The organism is Providencia sp. PROV200, from assembly GCF_049901995.1.
GTDB classification, from domain to species: Bacteria; Pseudomonadota; Gammaproteobacteria; order Enterobacterales; family Enterobacteriaceae; genus Providencia; species Providencia rettgeri_E.
The window spans coordinates 3,821,923-3,840,540 of the sequence record NZ_CP096307.1; the positions used below are offsets into that span (position 1 = coordinate 3,821,923).

The 18,618-nt window shown below is 39.7% G+C and carries 14 protein-coding genes and 2 pseudogenes; 6 read left to right on the forward strand and 10 right to left on the reverse strand.

Going from position 1 to position 18,618, the window contains the following annotated elements; translation table 11 throughout:
- Nucleotides 1-13: 13 nt before the first annotated feature.
- Both M1E86_RS17615 and M1E86_RS17620 read right to left on the reverse strand, forming a co-directional pair.
- Nucleotides 14-1,582, reverse strand: a complete 1,569-nt coding sequence (locus tag M1E86_RS17615) for an acyl CoA:acetate/3-ketoacid CoA transferase (protein WP_213913688.1) — start codon at nt 1,580-1,582, stop codon at nt 14-16.
- 66 nt (nt 1,583-1,648) lie between these two features.
- Nucleotides 1,649-3,166 carry a class I adenylate-forming enzyme family protein gene (locus M1E86_RS17620; protein WP_213913690.1) on the reverse strand — a complete coding sequence of 506 codons (1,518 nt, stop codon included), beginning with the start codon at nt 3,164-3,166 and terminating at the stop codon, nt 1,649-1,651.
- A 493-nt stretch (nt 3,167-3,659) separates the two neighbouring features.
- Between M1E86_RS17620 and yghU the strand changes: the two genes are divergently transcribed.
- The 3 genes from yghU to M1E86_RS17635 all read left to right on the forward strand — a co-directional run bounded on the left by yghU (nt 3,660) and on the right by M1E86_RS17635 (nt 8,340).
- Complete coding sequence (gene yghU / locus M1E86_RS17625; RefSeq protein ID WP_426099183.1) at nt 3,660-4,499, forward strand: glutathione-dependent disulfide-bond oxidoreductase; 840 nt, start codon at nt 3,660-3,662, stop codon at nt 4,497-4,499.
- Between the two features lie 652 nt (nt 4,500-5,151).
- Nucleotides 5,152-6,420, forward strand: coding sequence for a cytosine permease (locus M1E86_RS17630; protein ID WP_213913694.1), 1,269 nt, complete (start codon nt 5,152-5,154; stop codon nt 6,418-6,420).
- Between the two features lie 513 nt (nt 6,421-6,933).
- Entirely contained in the window at nt 6,934-8,340 is a 1,407-nt protein-coding gene (locus M1E86_RS17635; RefSeq protein ID WP_125890616.1) for a cytochrome-c peroxidase, read from the forward strand.
- Between the two features lie 66 nt (nt 8,341-8,406).
- On the opposite strand, the gene dmsD is transcribed toward M1E86_RS17635, so the two are convergent.
- The 4 genes from dmsD to M1E86_RS17655 all read right to left on the reverse strand — a co-directional run bounded on the left by dmsD (nt 8,407) and on the right by M1E86_RS17655 (nt 13,028).
- Entirely contained in the window at nt 8,407-9,039 is a 633-nt protein-coding gene (gene dmsD, locus M1E86_RS17640) for a Tat proofreading chaperone DmsD (protein ID WP_213913696.1), read from the reverse strand.
- Nucleotides 9,040-9,101: 62 nt separating this feature from the next.
- Nucleotides 9,102-9,953: a DmsC/YnfH family molybdoenzyme membrane anchor subunit gene (locus tag M1E86_RS17645; RefSeq protein WP_213913698.1), complete on the reverse strand. Its 852-nt coding sequence runs from the start codon at nt 9,951-9,953 to the stop codon at nt 9,102-9,104.
- Between the two features lies 1 nt (nt 9,954).
- Nucleotides 9,955-10,572: a DMSO/selenate family reductase complex B subunit gene (locus M1E86_RS17650; RefSeq protein ID WP_102138125.1), complete on the reverse strand. Its 618-nt coding sequence runs from the start codon at nt 10,570-10,572 to the stop codon at nt 9,955-9,957.
- A gap of 11 nt (nt 10,573-10,583) precedes the next feature.
- Nucleotides 10,584-13,028, reverse strand: coding sequence for a DMSO/selenate family reductase complex A subunit (locus tag M1E86_RS17655; protein WP_213913700.1), 2,445 nt, complete (start codon nt 13,026-13,028; stop codon nt 10,584-10,586).
- A 530-nt stretch (nt 13,029-13,558) separates the two neighbouring features.
- On the opposite strand from M1E86_RS17655, the pseudogene M1E86_RS17660 reads away from it, so the two are divergent.
- Nucleotides 13,559-13,645, forward strand: a pseudogene (locus M1E86_RS17660) (hypothetical protein); the annotation flags it as partial.
- A 650-nt stretch (nt 13,646-14,295) separates the two neighbouring features.
- On the opposite strand, the gene M1E86_RS17665 reads toward M1E86_RS17660, so the two are convergent.
- Nucleotides 14,296-14,616 (reverse strand): hypothetical protein, encoded by a 321-nt coding sequence (locus M1E86_RS17665; RefSeq protein ID WP_185746830.1) that lies wholly within the window; start codon nt 14,614-14,616, stop codon nt 14,296-14,298.
- A 351-nt stretch (nt 14,617-14,967) separates the two neighbouring features.
- On the opposite strand from M1E86_RS17665, the gene M1E86_RS17670 reads away from it, so the two are divergent.
- Both M1E86_RS17670 and M1E86_RS17675 read left to right on the forward strand, forming a co-directional pair.
- Nucleotides 14,968-15,849 carry a hypothetical protein gene (locus tag M1E86_RS17670; protein ID WP_213913704.1) on the forward strand — a complete coding sequence of 294 codons (882 nt, stop codon included), beginning with the start codon at nt 14,968-14,970 and terminating at the stop codon, nt 15,847-15,849.
- 100 nt (nt 15,850-15,949) lie between these two features.
- Nucleotides 15,950-16,243 (forward strand): DUF1240 domain-containing protein, encoded by a 294-nt coding sequence (locus M1E86_RS17675; protein ID WP_272680235.1) that lies wholly within the window; start codon nt 15,950-15,952, stop codon nt 16,241-16,243.
- A 24-nt stretch (nt 16,244-16,267) separates the two neighbouring features.
- On the opposite strand, the gene M1E86_RS17680 is transcribed toward M1E86_RS17675, so the two are convergent.
- The 3 genes and pseudogenes from M1E86_RS17680 to M1E86_RS17690 form a co-directional block, all read right to left on the reverse strand.
- Nucleotides 16,268-16,741 (reverse strand): Hcp family type VI secretion system effector, encoded by a 474-nt coding sequence (locus tag M1E86_RS17680; RefSeq protein ID WP_125890622.1) that lies wholly within the window; start codon nt 16,739-16,741, stop codon nt 16,268-16,270.
- Between the two features lie 889 nt (nt 16,742-17,630).
- A pseudogene (locus M1E86_RS17685) lies at nt 17,631-17,720 on the reverse strand (IS200/IS605 family transposase); the annotation flags it as partial.
- A 120-nt stretch (nt 17,721-17,840) separates the two neighbouring features.
- Nucleotides 17,841-18,407: a hypothetical protein gene (locus M1E86_RS17690; protein ID WP_426099184.1), complete on the reverse strand. Its 567-nt coding sequence runs from the start codon at nt 18,405-18,407 to the stop codon at nt 17,841-17,843.
- Nucleotides 18,408-18,618 lie beyond the last annotated feature (211 nt).

An 18,618-nucleotide genomic window follows, 5' to 3' on the forward strand; every position in this document is an offset into this window, starting at 1 on the left:
TTTAATATTGAAACTACAAATACGAAACCAGACCAAAGGGGGCTTCTTCAAATAATGAAGAAGACATCACCTTCAAATCAGGGGAAATTTCGGGGACAAAGTCCATATGGGCAAGAATGTCACGTTCTAGGTCAACACCGGGGGCAATTTCAACCAATACTGGGGTTTTCCCCCCTAAAGTGAACACTGCACGTTCCGTGACAAAATGCATGGTTTGGTTGATATTTCGCGCGACATCCGCATTCCATGAAATTTGTCGTACTTGGTTAACTAACTTTCTAATATCCCCTTCCCGCACAATCTTTAACTGTCCATTTTCACAACGAATATCTAACCCTTTTGCGGTAAACGTTGAGCAAAACACCACGTGTCGCGCATTTTGGGTAATATCAATAAACCCACCCGCACCCGGGCAAATATTGCCTAACAAAGTCGCATTGACATGGCCACTGGCATCCATTTCCCCTGCCCCCATATACGTGATATCAACGCCTGCACCGTTGTAGTACAACATTTGGTCTTGGTGACTAATCATCGCTGATAGGTTACGGCCTATGCCAAAATCAATACCGCCAGCTTGGACGCCGCCCCAAATCCCTGACTCCACGGTGATATCAACGCGCTTAGTTGCATTTTCTTCCTGAATAATGGAGCCGATAACATCGTTTGGAATACCCGTTCCTAAGTTAATCACACAGTTTTCATATAGATAACGGCATGCAATTCGCCCAATCAATTTGCGAATATCCAAAGGTAATGGCGTAGTTTGTTGGACAGGGGTGCGAATATCACCGCATAGAGTTGGGTCAAAGAACCAGCTAGAGGATTGGCGATGATCTTCTTCAGGGTTATCGCACACGACAATGTGGTCAATAAAGCTTGCAGGAACAGTGACACGCTTGGGATGTAGAGTCCCTTCTTCAACGCAATACTTCACTTGTGCAATCACTTTGCCGCCAAAGCGTTTAGCCGCCAGTACCGCATGTAAGACTTCTAACGTCATCGCTTCTTCATCGGTGGTGAGGTTACCTTTACTATCAGCGTGAGTTCCTCTGATCACCACGACATCTAAAGGAATTTCTGGGTACCATAACCATTCTTCCCCTTTGAAATTCACTTTTTCAACCAAAGGAGGAAGTGCCAACGTTTTCGCGTTCATCCTACCGCCTTCAAGATCAGGATCGATGAATGTCCCTAACCCCACTTTGGATAAACGCCCCGGTAAACCCGCAGCCATTGCACCATACAAGTGCACCATTTGCCCTTGTGGGAGGCAATACGCTTCGACTTGGTTATCATTAATCATTTGCATCCATCGAGGCGCTAGCCCCCAATGAGAACCAATGATCCGTTTTACCATCCCTTCGTGGGCAAAGTGTTGATTCCCTCGAATACGGTTACATTGCCCTGCCGCATGAACGAGAGTGAGTTGATTTGGCGCGCCCTCGGATAAAAAGCGTTGTTCAATTGCTGATAAAATAGATTCAGCAGCGCTGGTTAATGTCATTCCCACAGTACAAATCGTATCGCCATTATTAATTAATTTAGCGGCATCTTGTTTAGAAATAAATTTATTATTCATGATAAAACCTACCTGAAGGCTAATATTTCATAGCCCCTTTTGATTAATTAAAAACTAATTTAGACTTTAGTTATTTAAAGAGTAATATCGTAATTTCAAATCTTTCTTACTTATTTTACCATTCCATGTTCTAGGAAAATTACGTGTAAATATAATTCTTACTGGAACTTTATACGTTGGCACCCTATCTTTTAACCATTCAATAATTTCTTTACTGGTTAAACATACTTGATTCTCAGGGATAATAAATGCAATGGGTTCTTCGCCATAAATGGTGCTTTCAATTGGGATGACAGCAACCTCATTAACACCTGGGTAATTAGAAATTAAATCTTCGATTTCAATAGAATATATTTTTTCCCCACCACGGTTAATCATATCTTTAATTCGGTCTTGGATATAAAGAAAACCATCATCATCCCTATAACCAATATCCCCTGTGAAAAACCAACCATCGTTAAATGATGTCTTATTTGCAGGGCTATCAGGCCAATAACGTTGGATAACAACATCCCCTTTTACCCAAATATTACCTGTCGTGTTAGCGGGTTTATCTTCACCTTTATCATCACGTATGGCCACTTCTAACCCGGGAATCGGTGTGCCTGAGCTCGCTTTCTTATCACTATAGCGGATATCATCTCGAAATACCGTGGCTGGTGATGATGTCTCCGTCAAACCATAAACAGAATGAATGGATGTTTTGGCAAATATATAAGAAAGCTCTTTAATGGTACCTTCATTTAAATGACCAGCTCCACAAGCAATTTTTTTTAATGAATTAAATCGTTCCAAATTAATACTTTTATTTTCTTTTATTTTTTGAATTAATAATATAAATACCGTTGGCGAACCATGTAAGAATGTTATTTTTTCTTTCGCAATTGTTGAAATAATATCTTTCGCATTAAATTTCTTCTGAAGATAGATTGTACCACCTATATGAATAAATAATGCCAAAATAGCGGAGAGCCCCGTAATATGATAAATCGGTACAGCCAAAATTGTTTTATCGTGCTCAGTTAACTTTAACGTTTCCTGATAGGCATATACGGCAGATAATATATTCTTGTGCGTGATCACCGCACCTTTCGGCGCTCCCGTTGTGCCCGAAGTGAATATCACCACTGCTGGGTCTTCTTCATTAACTTGGTTAATAAAATTAATTTCATCAGTAAGGGTTATATTATTCCACTGAGAAAGGCTAACTCCTTTTTCACTGAGTTGTGCCAACCATGGTTGATATGTATCATCCCAAAAAACAGCATCCGCATTAATACAAGATAAATGCTCTTTACCTTCAAACTCTTTCATTTTGGTACTCAAGGGAATTACCTGAATACCCAGACCTACCGCAGCATAAAATAATTGGCAAAATTCAATCGTATTTCCCCAGCCAAGTACAATCCGGTCACCTTTTTTCAACTGCACGGTGGTTGTTAGCCACAACATTGTTTGGTTTACTTTCACAAGTAATTGGTGATAACTCCAACTTTGCTCTTCAAATACAATGGCAACAGCGTCTGGCTGCACTTTTGCTCTCTGTAATAAGCTTTGGTAGATGTTTGAATTTGGCACAAGCATGGACACACTCCGATACTGCTGAATATGACTGATATGCTATCAATGTATAAAATACACTCCGATAAATTAGTGCCAATCTTCACAAATTATTCACACCCTTTTTTTATTTGAATTAGTGATCTGCACAACCCATTTGTTAACGTTTTTTTATTTTGGCCTCATTTCACACCCTATTTTTTATGGCAAATAAACATATTTACCTTTTGTTATTACCAAACCATCCAAAAGACACAGAAATTCCTATGAAAAACTCGTTTTCCATTGTGCGTATAAACAATAACTCAGAGACACAGAGAGCTCGGGGCTAATATTTAGCAAACTCGTTTATTCTCTATCTGCTCTTGCACTCTGTGCTATTTAGCCCTCTCACCACATCCAATAAGGTAAAAAGAGTGGTGAATTCACTGGAGATTGCTACAGTGAGAGACAGTCATAATGAAAGAACTGATGAAAAAGCAATCGCCACCTTTAAAAATGGTTAAGGAGTTAACTCATGGCAAACACCCCTTATGTTCCACCTAAAGTCTGGCAATGGGAGCAAGGGAATGGCGGAAAATTCGCCAATATTAATCGCCCAATTTCTGGTGCAACTCACGAAAAACCTTTACCTATAGGTAAGTACCCACTACAGCTATATTCATTAGGAACTCCCAACGGACAAAAAGTCACTATCATGTTAGAGGAGCTGTTAGCCCTTGGCATTAAAGAGGCTGAATACGACGCTTGGCTCATTAATATTGGTGAAGGTGACCAATTCAGTTCCGGCTTTGTTGAAGTCAACCCTAACTCAAAAATCCCTGCATTAGTTGATAGAAGTGGCAAAGAACCTATCCGAGTATTTGAATCGGGTTCGATTCTGACCTATTTAGCTGAAAAATTTTCCGCTTTTTTACCCGCAACTCAACCAGAACGTGCTGAAACCTTATCTTGGCTATTTTGGCAAATGGGTTCAGCACCTTTTGCTGGTGGCGGTTTTGGCCATTTTTATGCCTATGCGCCTGAAAAGTTTGAATACCCGATTAACCGCTTTGCAATGGAAACCAAGCGTCAATTAGATGTGTTAGATAAACGTTTAGCAGAACATAAATATGTTGCAGGAGACCACTACAGCATCGCTGATATCGCCATATGGCCGTGGTACGGTGCATTAGTGAAAGGTTGGCTTTATGATGCCGCTGAGTTTTTATCTGTCCATGAATATAAACATGTCATTCGTTGGGCTGATGAAGTCTATGCACGCCCAGCCGTACAGCGCGGCCGCCGTGTTAATCGCCTACAAGGTGACCCCACACAGCAAGTACGCGAACGCCACAATGCGAGTGATATAAGTTAGTTAATAGATTTTTATATGTATCATTAGTGATAAAAGCACAAGTAAGTTAGCAAACACTTACATTGTGCTTTTTTTTGCATTTATTCCCTATATCTAAATACTGATACAATATTGGCTTTTGGTGGTTAGATAGCAATTATTTCTCATTTCCCTCCATCTTCTCATTATTAATAGTAGAGTTATATCATTTAATTAAACACTTAAAACAAACAATAAAATAACAATTAACCAACATTGATTTTGATATAAATCACAGATAAGCGATTATTATTTTCACAACAGAAAATAAATTATAATTTAGGGTTTTAATATCATCGAAAAATAACATTAATTTGCTAATTAGCACGTTATCTGTCACAGAATATAGCCTTTATTGAAAGCAACTCAACAATCAATGCATCATTAATGAATTGTTTTTAAATGGATTTTATTACCCGACAACTATTGATATGCTTGACCCACCACAAATAGTAATAAAAACACCAATCTATTTATAGAAGTATTATTTTATAAATGATGATTAATCCTTTCATTATTCATCAATATTATTTTCTTTAATAAATAATATGACATAAATAAAAAATTCATAAAAATATATTTTTTATTTTTATAGGTACGCCAGTTAATTTTATTTAAATGAGGTTCACCTAATATGACAAATAATGAGAATAAACCTACCTTACTTGACTCAGAATATGAACATGTCCCTGTCCCTATTGAACATCGCAAAAGCTTTGCATCCGTGTCTGCTGTTTGGTATAGCTTCCCTTTAGTCTTAACCAGCGCTGTTATTGGTGGCGTTGTCACCGCAATGCTCGGTTTTAAAATGGGGGTCACCGCCATCTTAGTTGGGAATTTACTGCTGTGCCTAGTAATTGGCTCACTCAGTTATTTAGCCGGAAAAACGGGTGAAAACTTCGCTATCTCTGCTAAAAAAACATTTGGGCGCCGTGGATATATTGCGGTTTCAGGCTTACTTGCAACTGTCGTGATAGGCTGGTTTGCTCTCATGGTCGGCCTAACTGGTGACACGATGTTTCGGTCATTTGGACAAAATTTATTGCTCATGACCGTTTTAGGGGGAGTATTGTATGTAGGTGCCACCTTTATTGGTATTAAAGCCTTAGCAATTTTAGGTTATATTGCAGCCCCTATGTACGTAATTCTTGGTGTTATTTCCGTTGTTATTGCGATGCAAAGCGGTTCATCCGATATTATCAATTATCAACCGGTTGTTGGGGCTGGAGCCCTCTCATTCGGTGTCGCGGTTACCATGATTTTCTCGACATTTACCGACTCAGGTACTATGACCGCCGATTTCACTCGCTGGGCAAAAAATGGTAAACAGGGTTTCTTAGCCGCCTTCACCGCATTTCCTATCTCCAAATTTTTTGCTGAAGTTATTGGCGCAATTATTGTTGCAACAGGCGTTGTATTACACCCGGAAGTCACAGGCGGCGATTTTATTACCATTCTCGCCAATGCTAGCCCATTGCTCTCCATATTAGCCATCATCTTTGTTTTTGTTAACTTAGGTGTCGGCTGTACGCATTGTTTATACAACGGTGCAGTAGGTTGGTCTCATATTACTAAAGGTAAAATGAGAACCTTAACGATCATATTGGGTATTATCGGTATTCTTGTCGCAGTTACTGGTATTTGGAATGCATTCCAAACTTGGTTAAATTTACTTGGGTTAATCGTCCCCCCAATCGCCGCGATTATCATTATGGACCAATTAGTGTTAAAACGAAAAAATGATGAATCAAAAAACTGGCAACCTTTAGCCTTTATCTCTTGGATATTGGCCTCAGGAATTGCCCTCATTGTCAATTCGTATGCGCCTGAACTCTCCGTCGTTGTTGCAGGCTTAGTTTCATCATCTATTATCTATCTTATTGGCCATAAACTGACTAAATAGTTAATTCCAATTGGGGGATATTTACTCTCCCCCAATATCCTTCCTGATAAATCGCCTAAATATATCAATACGTTTTCTCTTCTTTTTTCGCAACATGCCCCTTAAATAATTTATATTTTTCTTAATTCTATAATATGCATTTAGTCCGCAACAATTAAAAAGTTAAAAAATTAAAATTTTTGATTAACTTTACGATATTTATTTTAATAATTAACAAGTCATCATTTATAAATACCCGCCAATTAAATTGAAATAAAAAATGTTTTAAAATAAACTGAAATACGACAATAACTAATAAAATCAATTCGATATAAATTAATTTCGGTTTTTATATTTTAATATTTTTTACATTGATAGGTAAATCTTATTTCAGCAATCGCTTAAACCGATGGCCATCATTGATAAAAATCAAGAACCTCTCAGGCTTATTTATCCATCATAGTCCGGCTGTAGAATTATATTAATTAAAAAATATTTAAATATATTTGACCGCAATCTTTCAAGGATAGTGTAATGAAAAAACTTACTCGCATTACGGTCGCTGTCATATTTTTGCTTTTACTCGGTTATTTTGGGTTATCTGGATATGTGTGGTATCACGATAATCAACGAAGAGAAAATAATGACATTCAGACATCTAAAATTGCAGAAAATAATCAAGTCCTAAAATTCTTTGCTGAAAAAGGATGCGATTACTGTCACACGCCGTCAACTGATTTACCTGCCTACGCATCATTCCCCATTGCTAAACAACTGATGGAGTACGATATTCAGCTAGGTTATAAATCATTCAACCTCGAGGCCGCTCGCGCTGCACTCATCGCAGGAGAACCTGTACCGCAAAGTGAATTAAATAAAATTGAGTGGGTTATGCAGAACCACACCATGCCACCAACGCGTTATGTTGCACTGCATTGGGCCAGTAGCGTCAGTGATGAAGAACGTGATAACCTATTGAATTGGATAGCTAAACAGCGGGAAGAGCACTATGCCAGCCAAGATACCGCTGCTGAGCACCGCAACGAACCAATTCAACCAATTCCAAAATCACTGGATGTCGATGATGCAAAAGTCGCATTAGGTTTCCGTTTGTATCATGATGCGCGCCTGTCAGGGGATAGCACGATCTCTTGTGCACACTGCCACGCACTCAATGCAGGTGGTGTTGATGGCCGTAAAACGTCAATTGGGGTTGGTGGCGCCGTGGGTCCAATCAATGCGCCAACGGTGTTTAACTCTGTATTTAATGTCGAACAGTTCTGGGATGGTAGAGCGCCTGACTTACAAGCTCAAGCCGGTGGCCCACCATTAAACCCTATCGAAATGGCATCAAAATCATGGGATGAAATCATTGAAAAACTGGATAAAGACCCCGTCTTAAAACAAGATTTCAATGCCGTTTACCCAGAAGGGTTTACGGGTGACACCATCACTGATGCGATTGCCGAGTTCGAAAAAACCTTAATCACCCCGGACTCTCCGTTTGATAATTGGTTGAGAGGTGACAAAACGGCATTAACCGCGCAACAGCTCCATGGCTACCAGTTATTTAAAGAAAACAAATGCGCAACCTGCCATGGGGGCGTGATCTTAGGTGGTCGTTCCTTCGAACCTCTGGGCTTGAAAAAAGACTATGAGTTCGGTGAAATCACTGCTCAAGATATTGGTCGTATGAATGTCACCTCTGATGAGCGTGATAAATTACGCCAAAAAGTGCCAACGTTACGTAATGTTGAGCTAACCGCACCATACTTCCACCGTGGAGATGTGGCTACCTTAGATGAAGCAGTGAAACTGATGCTGCGTTATCAAGTCGGTAAAGAACTGCCACAAAAAGATGTCGACGACATTGTTGCCTTTCTTGAAAGCTTAACGGGTGTGTATACACCGTATATGCAACAAAGTGGGTCACAACAGTAAATATCAATATCTGATTGATATGAAAAACCAATAGCACCGCGCAAATAATAGCGGTGCTATTTTTATTTATAACGTATCTTTGTAAAACACCACTTTCTCTAATACAGGCAATGTTAACTGTTGTTGATATCCATCCAATGTTTCTTTTGCCAATATTGCTAATGCACGGTAAAAATCGCTGTTAGCCGAATCTATCAATACTTCAAGAAAATGTGCCGACCAAGGTAATAGATGCCAAGCGAGTAACTCTTCTAAATCCGCTCTACGATTTTGCTCAGCGAGCCAAGCCGCTAACATCAAGATCAGCCCAAAGTGGTCTTCTGGCTCTTTTTGTGTCGTTACGGGTTCAACACCTTTGGCTCGCATCCATTGGCGCAGCTCAACGGTTGAATCACCAAAAACAATCTTTTCTTTGTCTAGCCAGACTGACCCCCAAGGAGGCGCGGGTAAAGCATAAGGCCCGATAAACAAGCGCTGCCATGCTTCACTGAGTGGTTCGTTTTCCTGAGTGCTGGATTGCAAAAGTTGGCTAATTTTCGCTAAGGAAGGTAAAGCAAATGGCCATTCTTCATGCCAAGTTGGCTCTTGTAAAATCGCAATAATCTCTGCATTGTTTTCATTTTCTGGTGAGAAATAAAATAAAGATCCCAGAACCCGGCCTGTCACTGCCACGTGCTCAAGAAAGTGCGCTTCTTGCATATTGATTGTCTCTGAAGTTATCAGCGCAGGGAGACCAGCTCCTGCGCTGAAAGGTTTACCAATTAAGCCACAGCCATGCCGACTGTCATATGTAAACCATAGAATAGCCCACGACCAATAAATTCACCAACCAGTACCAATACGGTGCCTAGCAGTAAACTCAAAACTGAAGGCTGATTTTGTCGTACAATAGGCAAAATCCATAGCAGTAACCCAAGACTGGTCACCACGATGCGTATCACTTGTAAAACACCGAAGTCAGGGACTAAATCTACGGCTTTTTGTACAGAAGTGGCAATTAGCGCGATTTCTCCGCTTTGCAGTAAAACTGACGCGATAGTCACGATATAAGCGATAACACTAATAAGGGCTAATTTACCACTATTAAACGGAAACTTAGCCACTCGTAATAGTAGTGCGCCTAAAATTGGCCCAACAACAAACAGGGTCATAAAGAAGCCGATGGTGGTATGTGGCGTATTCCATGTTGGCACCGTGCTTATCATATAAACTCGAGTCATTGCCCACACAAATAACAGCCCCATCAGCATGGTGATGATTAACCACACTTTGTCCAACCCTGTTGGCATTTTTTTCATTGCAGATAACAGCCACCATAGGCCACCCAAGGCAAAGAAAATGGAGCCAAACAGCACTTCGTTACTTAATGATGACGCAAACACACGGTTCATCGAGTTAAATGCACGCATCGGTGAACCCATATGCATCATGGATGCGAGAAAGCCTAAGCCCATCAACACCCATAACGCCAACATTGCATTCACAATGCGCTGTTTTTGTGATTTATCATCTGTCGATAACCAGGCAAGCCCAGTCACAATCACGCCACCTGCAATACTTTGGCCTAATACTGTAAATAAAATGAGCGGCCATTCGTGTAATCCATTGCCCATGTTATACCTCCCGAGGATTGGCTAAATGGCCTGTCGTATCATTGACAGGACGACTATTGGCATTGGGTTTAATGACAATATTAGGCTTGGTATAGTGCGCTTCAGGTAATGGCGCAATCTCTGCCAAATTGCCATGTTTTTCACGTAACTCTTCAATAGGGCCAAAGTCTAATGCACGCAATGGACAAGACTCGGCACAAATTGGTTTTTTGCCAACCGCAACACGTTCATAGCAACCATCGCACTTGGTCATATGCCCTTTTTCGCTATCAAATTGCGGCGCACCGTATGGGCAAGCCATATGGCAATAGCGGCAACCAATACAGACGCTTTCATCCACAACGACAAAGCCATCCTCACGTTTGTGCATCGCGCCACTTGGGCACACTTTGACACAAGCAGGGTCTTCACAGTGGTTACATGAAATCGACAAATAATAACTAAATACGTTTTGATGCCACACGCCGTTATCTTCTTGCCAATCTCCCCCTGCATATTCATAAATGCGTCTAAAATTCACCGCAGGAGATAAATTTTTGTAATCCTTACACGCTAATTCACACGTTTTACATCCTGTGCAGCGCGCAGAATCAATATAAAAACCATATTGTGTTGTCATGATTTATCTCCCTATACCCTTGCCACTTCAACTAAATTACTGTGTTGTGGATTACCTTTCGCTAACGGTGACGGGCGCTGAGTCGTCAGGACGTTTAGGCTTCCACCATGGTCCACCTTGTTTTCATCAGGCGCGTACCAAGCCCCTTCCCCCATGGCCACAACCCCAGGAATGATGCGTGGGGTCACTTTGGCAGCGATCTGCACTTCCCCTCTATCGTTGTAAATACGCACTATGTCGCCATCTTTAATATTGCGACGTTTTGCATCAATAGGGTTGATCCACATCTCTTGTAAACAAGCAGCCTTAAGCACATCAATGTTGCCGTAGGTGGAGTGAACGCGCGATTTATAGTGGAAGCCACTCAATTGCAGTGGATATTTTTCGGTGAGCTGATCATCATGGCTTTCAAAGCCTGGAGAATACATTGGAAGTGCTGATATCAAATCGCCCTCTGCGAGGGTCCATGTTTTCGCGATATCCGCTAATTGTGATGAATAGATCTCAATCTTGCCTGACGGGGTATTTAATGGGTTCGCAATTGGGTCTTCGCGGAAAGCTTTGTGTGCCACGACATGCCCTTGTGGGTTCATTTTTTTGTAAATCCCTTGCTGCTGGAATGTCTCAAAATCAGGTAGCTCAGGTAACTTTTGTCGTGAGATTTCATACAAATGGCGTAACCACTCTTCTTGGGTTCGCCCTTCGGTAAATTTCTCTTCAACCCCCATACGGCGTGCGATTTGTGTACACATTTCATACACCGTTTTGCTCTCAAAACGTGGTTCAATGGCTTGGCTAGCGAAAATCACATACCCCATATTACTGGCGGCACCATCCAAGCAAAAATCCATTTGCTCAGAAGCAGTGCAATCAGGCAGAACTAAATCTGCATATTTCGCAGAGGCGGTCATATGGTTATCAATCACCACTATCATTTCGCATTTTTTATCATCCTGAAGAATGTCATGCGTTTTATTAATATCAGAGTGTTGATTGATTAAACTGTTACTGGCGTAGTTCCAAATAAACTTAATCGGCACATCCAGTTTATCTTTGCCTCTAACCCCATCGTGAGTTGCGGTCATTTCTGGGCCGCGTTCAATAGCATCCGTCCATAAGAATACGGAAATACTCGCTTTAACTGGGTTCTCTAACGTTGGCATCCGCTCAAATGGAATGTCATAGTTCCCTTCACGAGCCCCCGTATTTCCCCCATTGATACCCACATTACCCGTTAAAATCGGTAACATCGCAATCGCACGCGCAGTTTGCTCGCCGTTCGAATGGCGTTGTGGCCCCCAACCTTGGCTAATATAAGCTGGTTTTGCGGAACCGATTTCACGCGCTAATTTAATAATTTTATCCGCAGGGATACCGGTGATTTGCGCAGCCCATTGTGGCGTTTTTTCGACACCATCATCCCCTTGGCCTAAAATATACGCCTTGTAGTGGCTGTTTTTCGGGGCCTCAGCGGGAAGCGTTTTTTCATCATAGCCCACGCAGTATTTATCTAAGAAAGGTTGGTCAACCATATTTTCTGTGATCAGCACATGGGCGAGCCCCGCGACTAATGCGGCATCTGTTCCTGGGCGGATCGGGATCCACTCATCTTCACGTCCCGCTGCGGTGTCAGTATAACGTGGGTCGATCACGATCATTCGTGCATTGGAGCGCTCACGGGCTTGTTCCAATTGGTAAGTAATGCCACCACCGCTCATACGCGTTTCTGCGGGGTTATTCCCAAATAGCACCACTAATTTTGAGTTTTCGATATCGGAAACGCTATTCCCCGCCCCGCTACCATAGGTATAAGGCATCGCACAGCTAATTTGTGCTGTACTATAGGTACCATAATGATTTAAATAGCCGCCCATGCAGTTCATCAAGCGGGCGATTGGGGAATTCGCTGGCGGCCATGAACGTGCGACTGTGCCACCTAATGTGCCTGTTCCATAGTTCAAGTACACCGCTTCATTACCATAATCGGCAATAATCCGTTTTAGATTGTCGCTAATTAAATCGTAGGCTTCTTCCCAACTAATTTGTTTGAATTTACCTTCACCACGCGCCCCAACGCGCAGCATCGGGTATTTCAAGCGGTCAGGGTTATAGACTCGGCGACGCATTGAACGCCCACGTAAACAGGCTTTAACTTGGTGCTTATTGCCGTAAACATCATCACCGGTATTGTCGGTTTCGACATATTTTATTTCACCATCAACAATATGCATACGCAGTGGGCAGCGACTCCCACAGTTAACGGTACATGCGCTCCAAACTATTTTTTCTTCCGGCGTGGCCGTTTTGGATGTAGTTTCACTGGTATCAGCAATACTGTTAAAAGGTAAACTTAGCGCTCCACTTGCAAGTGCGAGTCCCCCGACGGTACTGGTTTGCATTAGCTTCCTGCGGCTGATCCCCGATTGGAGTATTCCCTCAGATAATGCTTTACTCATAATCTGCCTCACTTAACATTGCTTCAGCGTTTTAAAATGGCTTTTTGAAATTTATTTTTATCTTTAATTCATTTATCTACTTTCAATGACCATTTTATCGTTAGGGCTCAGTAGGGCATTGTGCGCGATCAACAATCCAACACAAAAAGTATGGTTTTTATCTATTAGCAATCATTAAATAACATTGAAAATAAAACCATTCCAGTTTTTATCATTAAAAATTAATTTAATTAAAATAAATATAGTGAGATTATTTCTTAAGTTGAGTTGATTTAACTATTTTAAAGCCTTTTTATTTAATAAATATTTTTTAATTAATAAATTGCGCCATTCGTTTCTATTGTGCAAATGAACAAATAAATTAACAATTGACCGTACAATAAACACAGCTATCTTCACATTATTTTAATAGTACTTCCCTACTATTAAGATTACCTCTAACCAATAGCCAATCATATATATCACATCGTATCTAAATTAATTAGATACATTCCTTCTAACCAATCGATATTATTAATAGGACTGTAAAAATGAAAATAAACGTATTATTAGATTTGAAGAATAATTTAGGAGAAGGCCCTGTTTGGGATATTCAACAGCAACGCTTATATTGGATTGTAGTGGCATAGTTATTATTGGCCTATTCATAAAAAATGATAAATTAACATGATAAACTCAATTAGAAATCATCATACATACTACCAACCGATGAGTACTATTTCCTTGATAAATAAATAATTAAGCGGACCACATTCATCACGAGATCAAAAACCACGCAAGTCAGAGTCATAAAAATGGTAAAACCTCGCAAGTAGCTCCCTATCAAAACAGTTTTGAAGTTAGCGTATGCGGAGTCCCATATTAAAAACGAACCGATGGGAAATTTTACGAAAACGTAAAAATACCAGAAAACTAAAGAAATGATGGTAGGTATGAGGAAATACAACAATACACGATAAGCTAAGTTTATGTGTGTTTTAAGGTAGTAGTAATATACAAGGGCCAATACGACTGCATAAAACAACAAACCTAAACTTAATGCATCATAAAAAGCAATTGAAATTGACTCGTTGTTTCCCCCTTTTTTATATAACGTAAAGAACAGTTGATGGACTGTTTCAAGATAATAAAACAAAACACCTAAACAAATTGAAATATAAGAAATAACTGCTGAATGATGTTTATTGGAACGGCCTGCGTGGTGGCATAGTGATGAAGACATTCGGAACGACACCTTCCTGTGATTGAATATTGAGTAAATGTTTTTTTAACCCCCATGGAGCAAAAAACTCATCTGGAATATTATTAAATACTCCACCACTTTCACGCAAAAATCGAGCGACATTTGAGGCACAATAAATTCAATCAAAACTATATCTTCACCATCATCTAAATGAAACTTAAGATAACTATCCCAATCAAATTCTGGATATTCAAAGAAATCCCCTGACCCTCTAAAGCTTTCTACTGAACCTCGGCACTCTTTTTCCTCACACCCTTCATATGTACCCGCAGGATCATACAAAAATGCATCTTCACCTTCACCAAGGATAAGTCCTGCATGACCAATAAATACATTATTGATCATGATAAAAATTCTCACATAATCACCTTGTCCATTGGCAATTGCGGTTTGAAGTTTAGGATCATTGTCCCTAATAATAGGAACTGGCCGCCGAGTAGTAAAAAGATCATTCCTCACTCAAATAACTCATTGTTAGCTATGCTAGAGAGTAATAACGGGGAGGCTTTATCGTCAGCTTTGACAAAAACAAAATTCCCATAGAATCATAAGTTGAACATCCAGTTGGAATAAGGCCTTACTTGTTTCCTATGAAAGTGAGATAAATGATGTCAGCCATAATTCCTTTAATTTCCATTGAATATTATCAATGCTTCTCATAAGCTTAACCTAAGCTAAATTTCAGAAGGAACTAGCATGGCATATAAATATGACCCAGTATCGAAAACTTTCATTGATGCAGATGCAAAATTCAGTTTTGAAGAAGCACCTAATTATGACGAACTTTACTATCAAGCTAATCTAATAAAAATTAAAAGTATTCTTAACAATGAAAAAGACGATGATAATGTTGCCGCAGTAGCTACAATTGAAGAAGCAGATTATATTTTAAAGAATATGTCCACCCCCACGCCTTTCAAAGACCCGAAAGAGGCTTTATTTGGTATTGGTAATTTTATTTCTAATTACTCATCGAATATCTATGAAGCCCATCGTGTTGCTAGAATTATCAATGAATTTAGAAATATTAATATCCAAGCAACTGAATATGTTGGCCCAAACGGTAATGTTTATATTCGTCTATCTGAGCATGCTGGAGTTAGAGCTTACTTAAATGGGACTCGGTATTTAATCAACAATCCTCGCATTCTATACATGGGCGTTGGAACCCAAGGTATGAATAACATATCCGTTGGTGCAACTCGATTCGCAATCGTTTTTTCAGCAGCTTACAGAGTAGTAGAATTAATATTCAAAAGTGAATATACGCTAGTAGATTTTTTTGTAAACATCACCATGGATATGGCAAAATTAGCTATTAGCACTCAGATAAGTACTACCATTGTAGGAAGTTTAACAACCGCAGGATTAATTACAGGAGGAAGTGTTATTGTCATATCCGTGGGGATATTTTTACTAGGAGCAGCAATCGCTTATGCTCTGTATAAATTAGATGATGAATTCCAAATTAGTACGAGTATTATTAAAGCCTTAAAAACTCACAGGCCAAGAAAACCTGAAACACCTTACCATCCAGATCAGTTTTTTTCTCAGTGGGGGAGATTCAGTCGTGGTTAAAATAAACTCATTTAAATTATACTTAATTGCAGCATTTCTTTTATTTTTGGCTTTATTTTGTTTCTATGACTCGATAATTTTTTATAAAAATTATTTCATGATGAAAGATAGAATTTTATTTTCATTTCAAACTGGTCTACTTTGTTTTGCAGCACCTTTTATTATTTATTTTTCATACCTATCTTTTATATGTGGATATACAAAAAAACCACAAAAAATGAATAATAAATTAGCCAGTTTTTTTGCCGGAATCGGGGTAGTGGGTATCATATTTAGTTCTTTCTTTTCGGCCTATGTCAGCATTGATTTAGCATCGAAGGGCTACTACACGTGCTACAAATCATCTATTTTTGCACCAAATGAATATGTTATATCAAAAGAGATGTGTAAATAATATGCATCTCTTTTGATGCTAAAATTACTTAACCATCTCACTATTAATGCTGTAACTTGATGTGTTCGCCATTAAGTGGCTTCTTGATATAGATTCGTATTTCATTTGAACCCGTTGATATGGCATGGATTCATTATCTTTTATTGAATCAGGAAATATGTCAGAAATCTCAATCAAGGAAACGCCAGTGAGTTTAATTTCGTAGTATTTTTCAAGTTGCCCCGCTTGACTGGTGCGGTAAAACATAAATTTTGCTTCTAGCACTTCGTTACTATCCAAAGCCACCGAAAGTAAAGGAGATGATTTATCAATCGGCTTAGTAAATACGACGGGTTTATATGAAGCATTCTGCTCGCGAAAAGAACCACTATTTAAGCCGATTATCTGAATTTCGTCTTCATGGCCGACCTGATAACGATTACCTATTGAATCCTGAGATGAGCACCCTGCCGAAATTAAACCTTGGCTTTTACCTTTAACACTAAATACGTCGGATATACCATACCCTCTCCTGTAATCGTTGGCCTTTAACTATTAATAATTGTTCATATTACCTGAATTTAGGTTAAGTGGACAGAACCATTCGAGTGAATATAAAGAAACAGGCCATCACTACCAGTCAGTGTATAAGCTTTCTCGTTTTATTTAGCTGCACGAATTTTCGTATCGGTTAATGCCATATTCTTTATCCATCCACCTTTGAGCAAGCATATACTCTAAATAATTCGGATTACATGTAGGCGGCGAGTGAAGATAGCCGAGGAGCATAGATAACTATGTGACTCGGATAGCTGAACGAAGCCAACACCCATGTAATTCGAAGTATGACGAGTATACATTCATTATCGAAGCGACGTATATACTCAGATGTATACTCACTCGGAGGTTGATGTAGGTTGAGTTAAGTTGACATGCATTGACTGAAAACGCGGGAAAAGCCTTGCAAACACTGGATTTCAGATACAAAAAAAGACGTCCGTTGACGTCTCTTGATGTTCTTATGGTGCGAAGGCCGGACTCGCACATAATACTTAACCTCATGATCTAAATTAAAATATAAAATTATAAATTTATTTATACCAACATATGTACCAACAGATGAAATTCTTACTTTTTCTGATGGTTATCTAATACAAGTAATCGTGATGCTGATGAAACAATATAATTTTATAAGTTATCTTCATGCAGCATCAAGATCTGGTATTGTCGCTCCTCGGTTAGTCTCACTGGGCCAATCACCACCTCCTAAGGAGGTGGTTTAAGGTTGACAATCATAACCACCCGCATAGCGGGTGGTTTGCTCTAGCCCTATAAGGGTTTATTACCGACTGCGCCTAAATGACGCTGCTTTCTCTTCGTTCAAGCTAAGTGTCTTTGCTGCTTTGGCCTACCCCTTCAAGGGGTCTATATGCTCTTTTGTACTTAGTCTATCTGAGATTAAATCTGACTTTTCTTGCTCTCTGATATACTTCTGAATTTTATGTTTAAGACGCTAACGCGACTAAAACTGGCTAAAGCCATAATAAAAGACCACTCCCTTCGGAAGTGGTTTAAGCTTGACGATGAAAGAATGAAGACAATGAACATGTATCCACATTTATCGATTTTGTTTCTCTCGCTTCATTTCTTCTAATGTCTCTTTTTGAATACGTCCATATTTTTGAATATCCTCATAAGCTTTCATGTTAGTTTGTAACCCGCCTTGCATTCTATTTTTCTCTTTCCAACGAGGGCGATTTTTACCTGAAAATTCTTTCTTCTGACTCCAATAACCGATGGGGTACTGAGCCACAATCGTTCCTCCAACACCAATATCGACGGTAGAGTATTGACCATTATTAATGGTTCCTTTTTGGATGTAAGCGTTAGGGCTACATGTGCCAGTATCTCGCTGCTGCCAAAAACCGTCAGTTCTTGCCACAATATAAAAATCACCGAACGCGCAACCCGAAGCGGATTTACGGTTCAGCACGGCAACATAATGTTTGGTTGAGCCCACTATTTTACAGGTGCTGTTTTGACTGCCACAGACTTGCCATAAAGTTTTACCACCGTCACCTTTGTATTCCCAAATCGTATCTTTAGGCGGCTTGCTGGCGGCAAAGGCTTGTGAAGCGATAAGACATAATGATGCAGATGTAATAAGAGCTAAATATTTTTTCATTTAAAATTCCTTTCAAAATTATTAGATGCGTCAATATTGACGCAAGATAAGCACAGCTTAATGGGTGCTCAGTTTTCTCTGGTGTGGCGTATTAAGTGGTCAGTTCATGAATGACTGAATGTTTCTTTACCGTGAAATTGCAGTCTCTCCTTAATCTCACTGGAGATAGGCTTTTGATTTTGAATCGGTGTTACCCATTCAAAATTGCAAT

Excerpts from the sequence above, each read along its gene's own strand:
- M1E86_RS17615 (WP_213913688.1), bottom strand. The coding sequence starts at position 1,582 with ATGAATAATAAATTTATTTCTAAACAAGATGCCGCTAAATTAATTAAT.
- M1E86_RS17620 (WP_213913690.1), bottom strand. The coding sequence starts at position 3,166 with ATGCTTGTGCCAAATTCAAACATCTACCAAAGCTTATTACAGAGAGCA.
- yghU (WP_426099183.1), top strand. The coding sequence starts at position 3,660 with ATGGCAAACACCCCTTATGTTCCACCTAAAGTCTGGCAATGGGAGCAA.
- M1E86_RS17630 (WP_213913694.1), top strand. The coding sequence starts at position 5,152 with ATGACAAATAATGAGAATAAACCTACCTTACTTGACTCAGAATATGAA.
- M1E86_RS17635 (WP_125890616.1), top strand. The coding sequence starts at position 6,934 with ATGAAAAAACTTACTCGCATTACGGTCGCTGTCATATTTTTGCTTTTA.
- dmsD (WP_213913696.1), bottom strand. The coding sequence starts at position 9,039 with ATGCAAGAAGCGCACTTTCTTGAGCACGTGGCAGTGACAGGCCGGGTT.
- M1E86_RS17645 (WP_213913698.1), bottom strand. The coding sequence starts at position 9,953 with ATGGGCAATGGATTACACGAATGGCCGCTCATTTTATTTACAGTATTA.
- M1E86_RS17650 (WP_102138125.1), bottom strand. The coding sequence starts at position 10,572 with ATGACAACACAATATGGTTTTTATATTGATTCTGCGCGCTGCACAGGA.
- M1E86_RS17655 (WP_213913700.1), bottom strand. The coding sequence starts at position 13,028 with ATGAGTAAAGCATTATCTGAGGGAATACTCCAATCGGGGATCAGCCGC.
- M1E86_RS17665 (WP_185746830.1), bottom strand. The coding sequence starts at position 14,616 with ATGATCAATAATGTATTTATTGGTCATGCAGGACTTATCCTTGGTGAA.
- M1E86_RS17670 (WP_213913704.1), top strand. The coding sequence starts at position 14,968 with ATGGCATATAAATATGACCCAGTATCGAAAACTTTCATTGATGCAGAT.
- M1E86_RS17675 (WP_272680235.1), top strand. The coding sequence starts at position 15,950 with ATGAAAGATAGAATTTTATTTTCATTTCAAACTGGTCTACTTTGTTTT.
- M1E86_RS17690 (WP_426099184.1), bottom strand. The coding sequence starts at position 18,407 with ATGAAAAAATATTTAGCTCTTATTACATCTGCATCATTATGTCTTATC.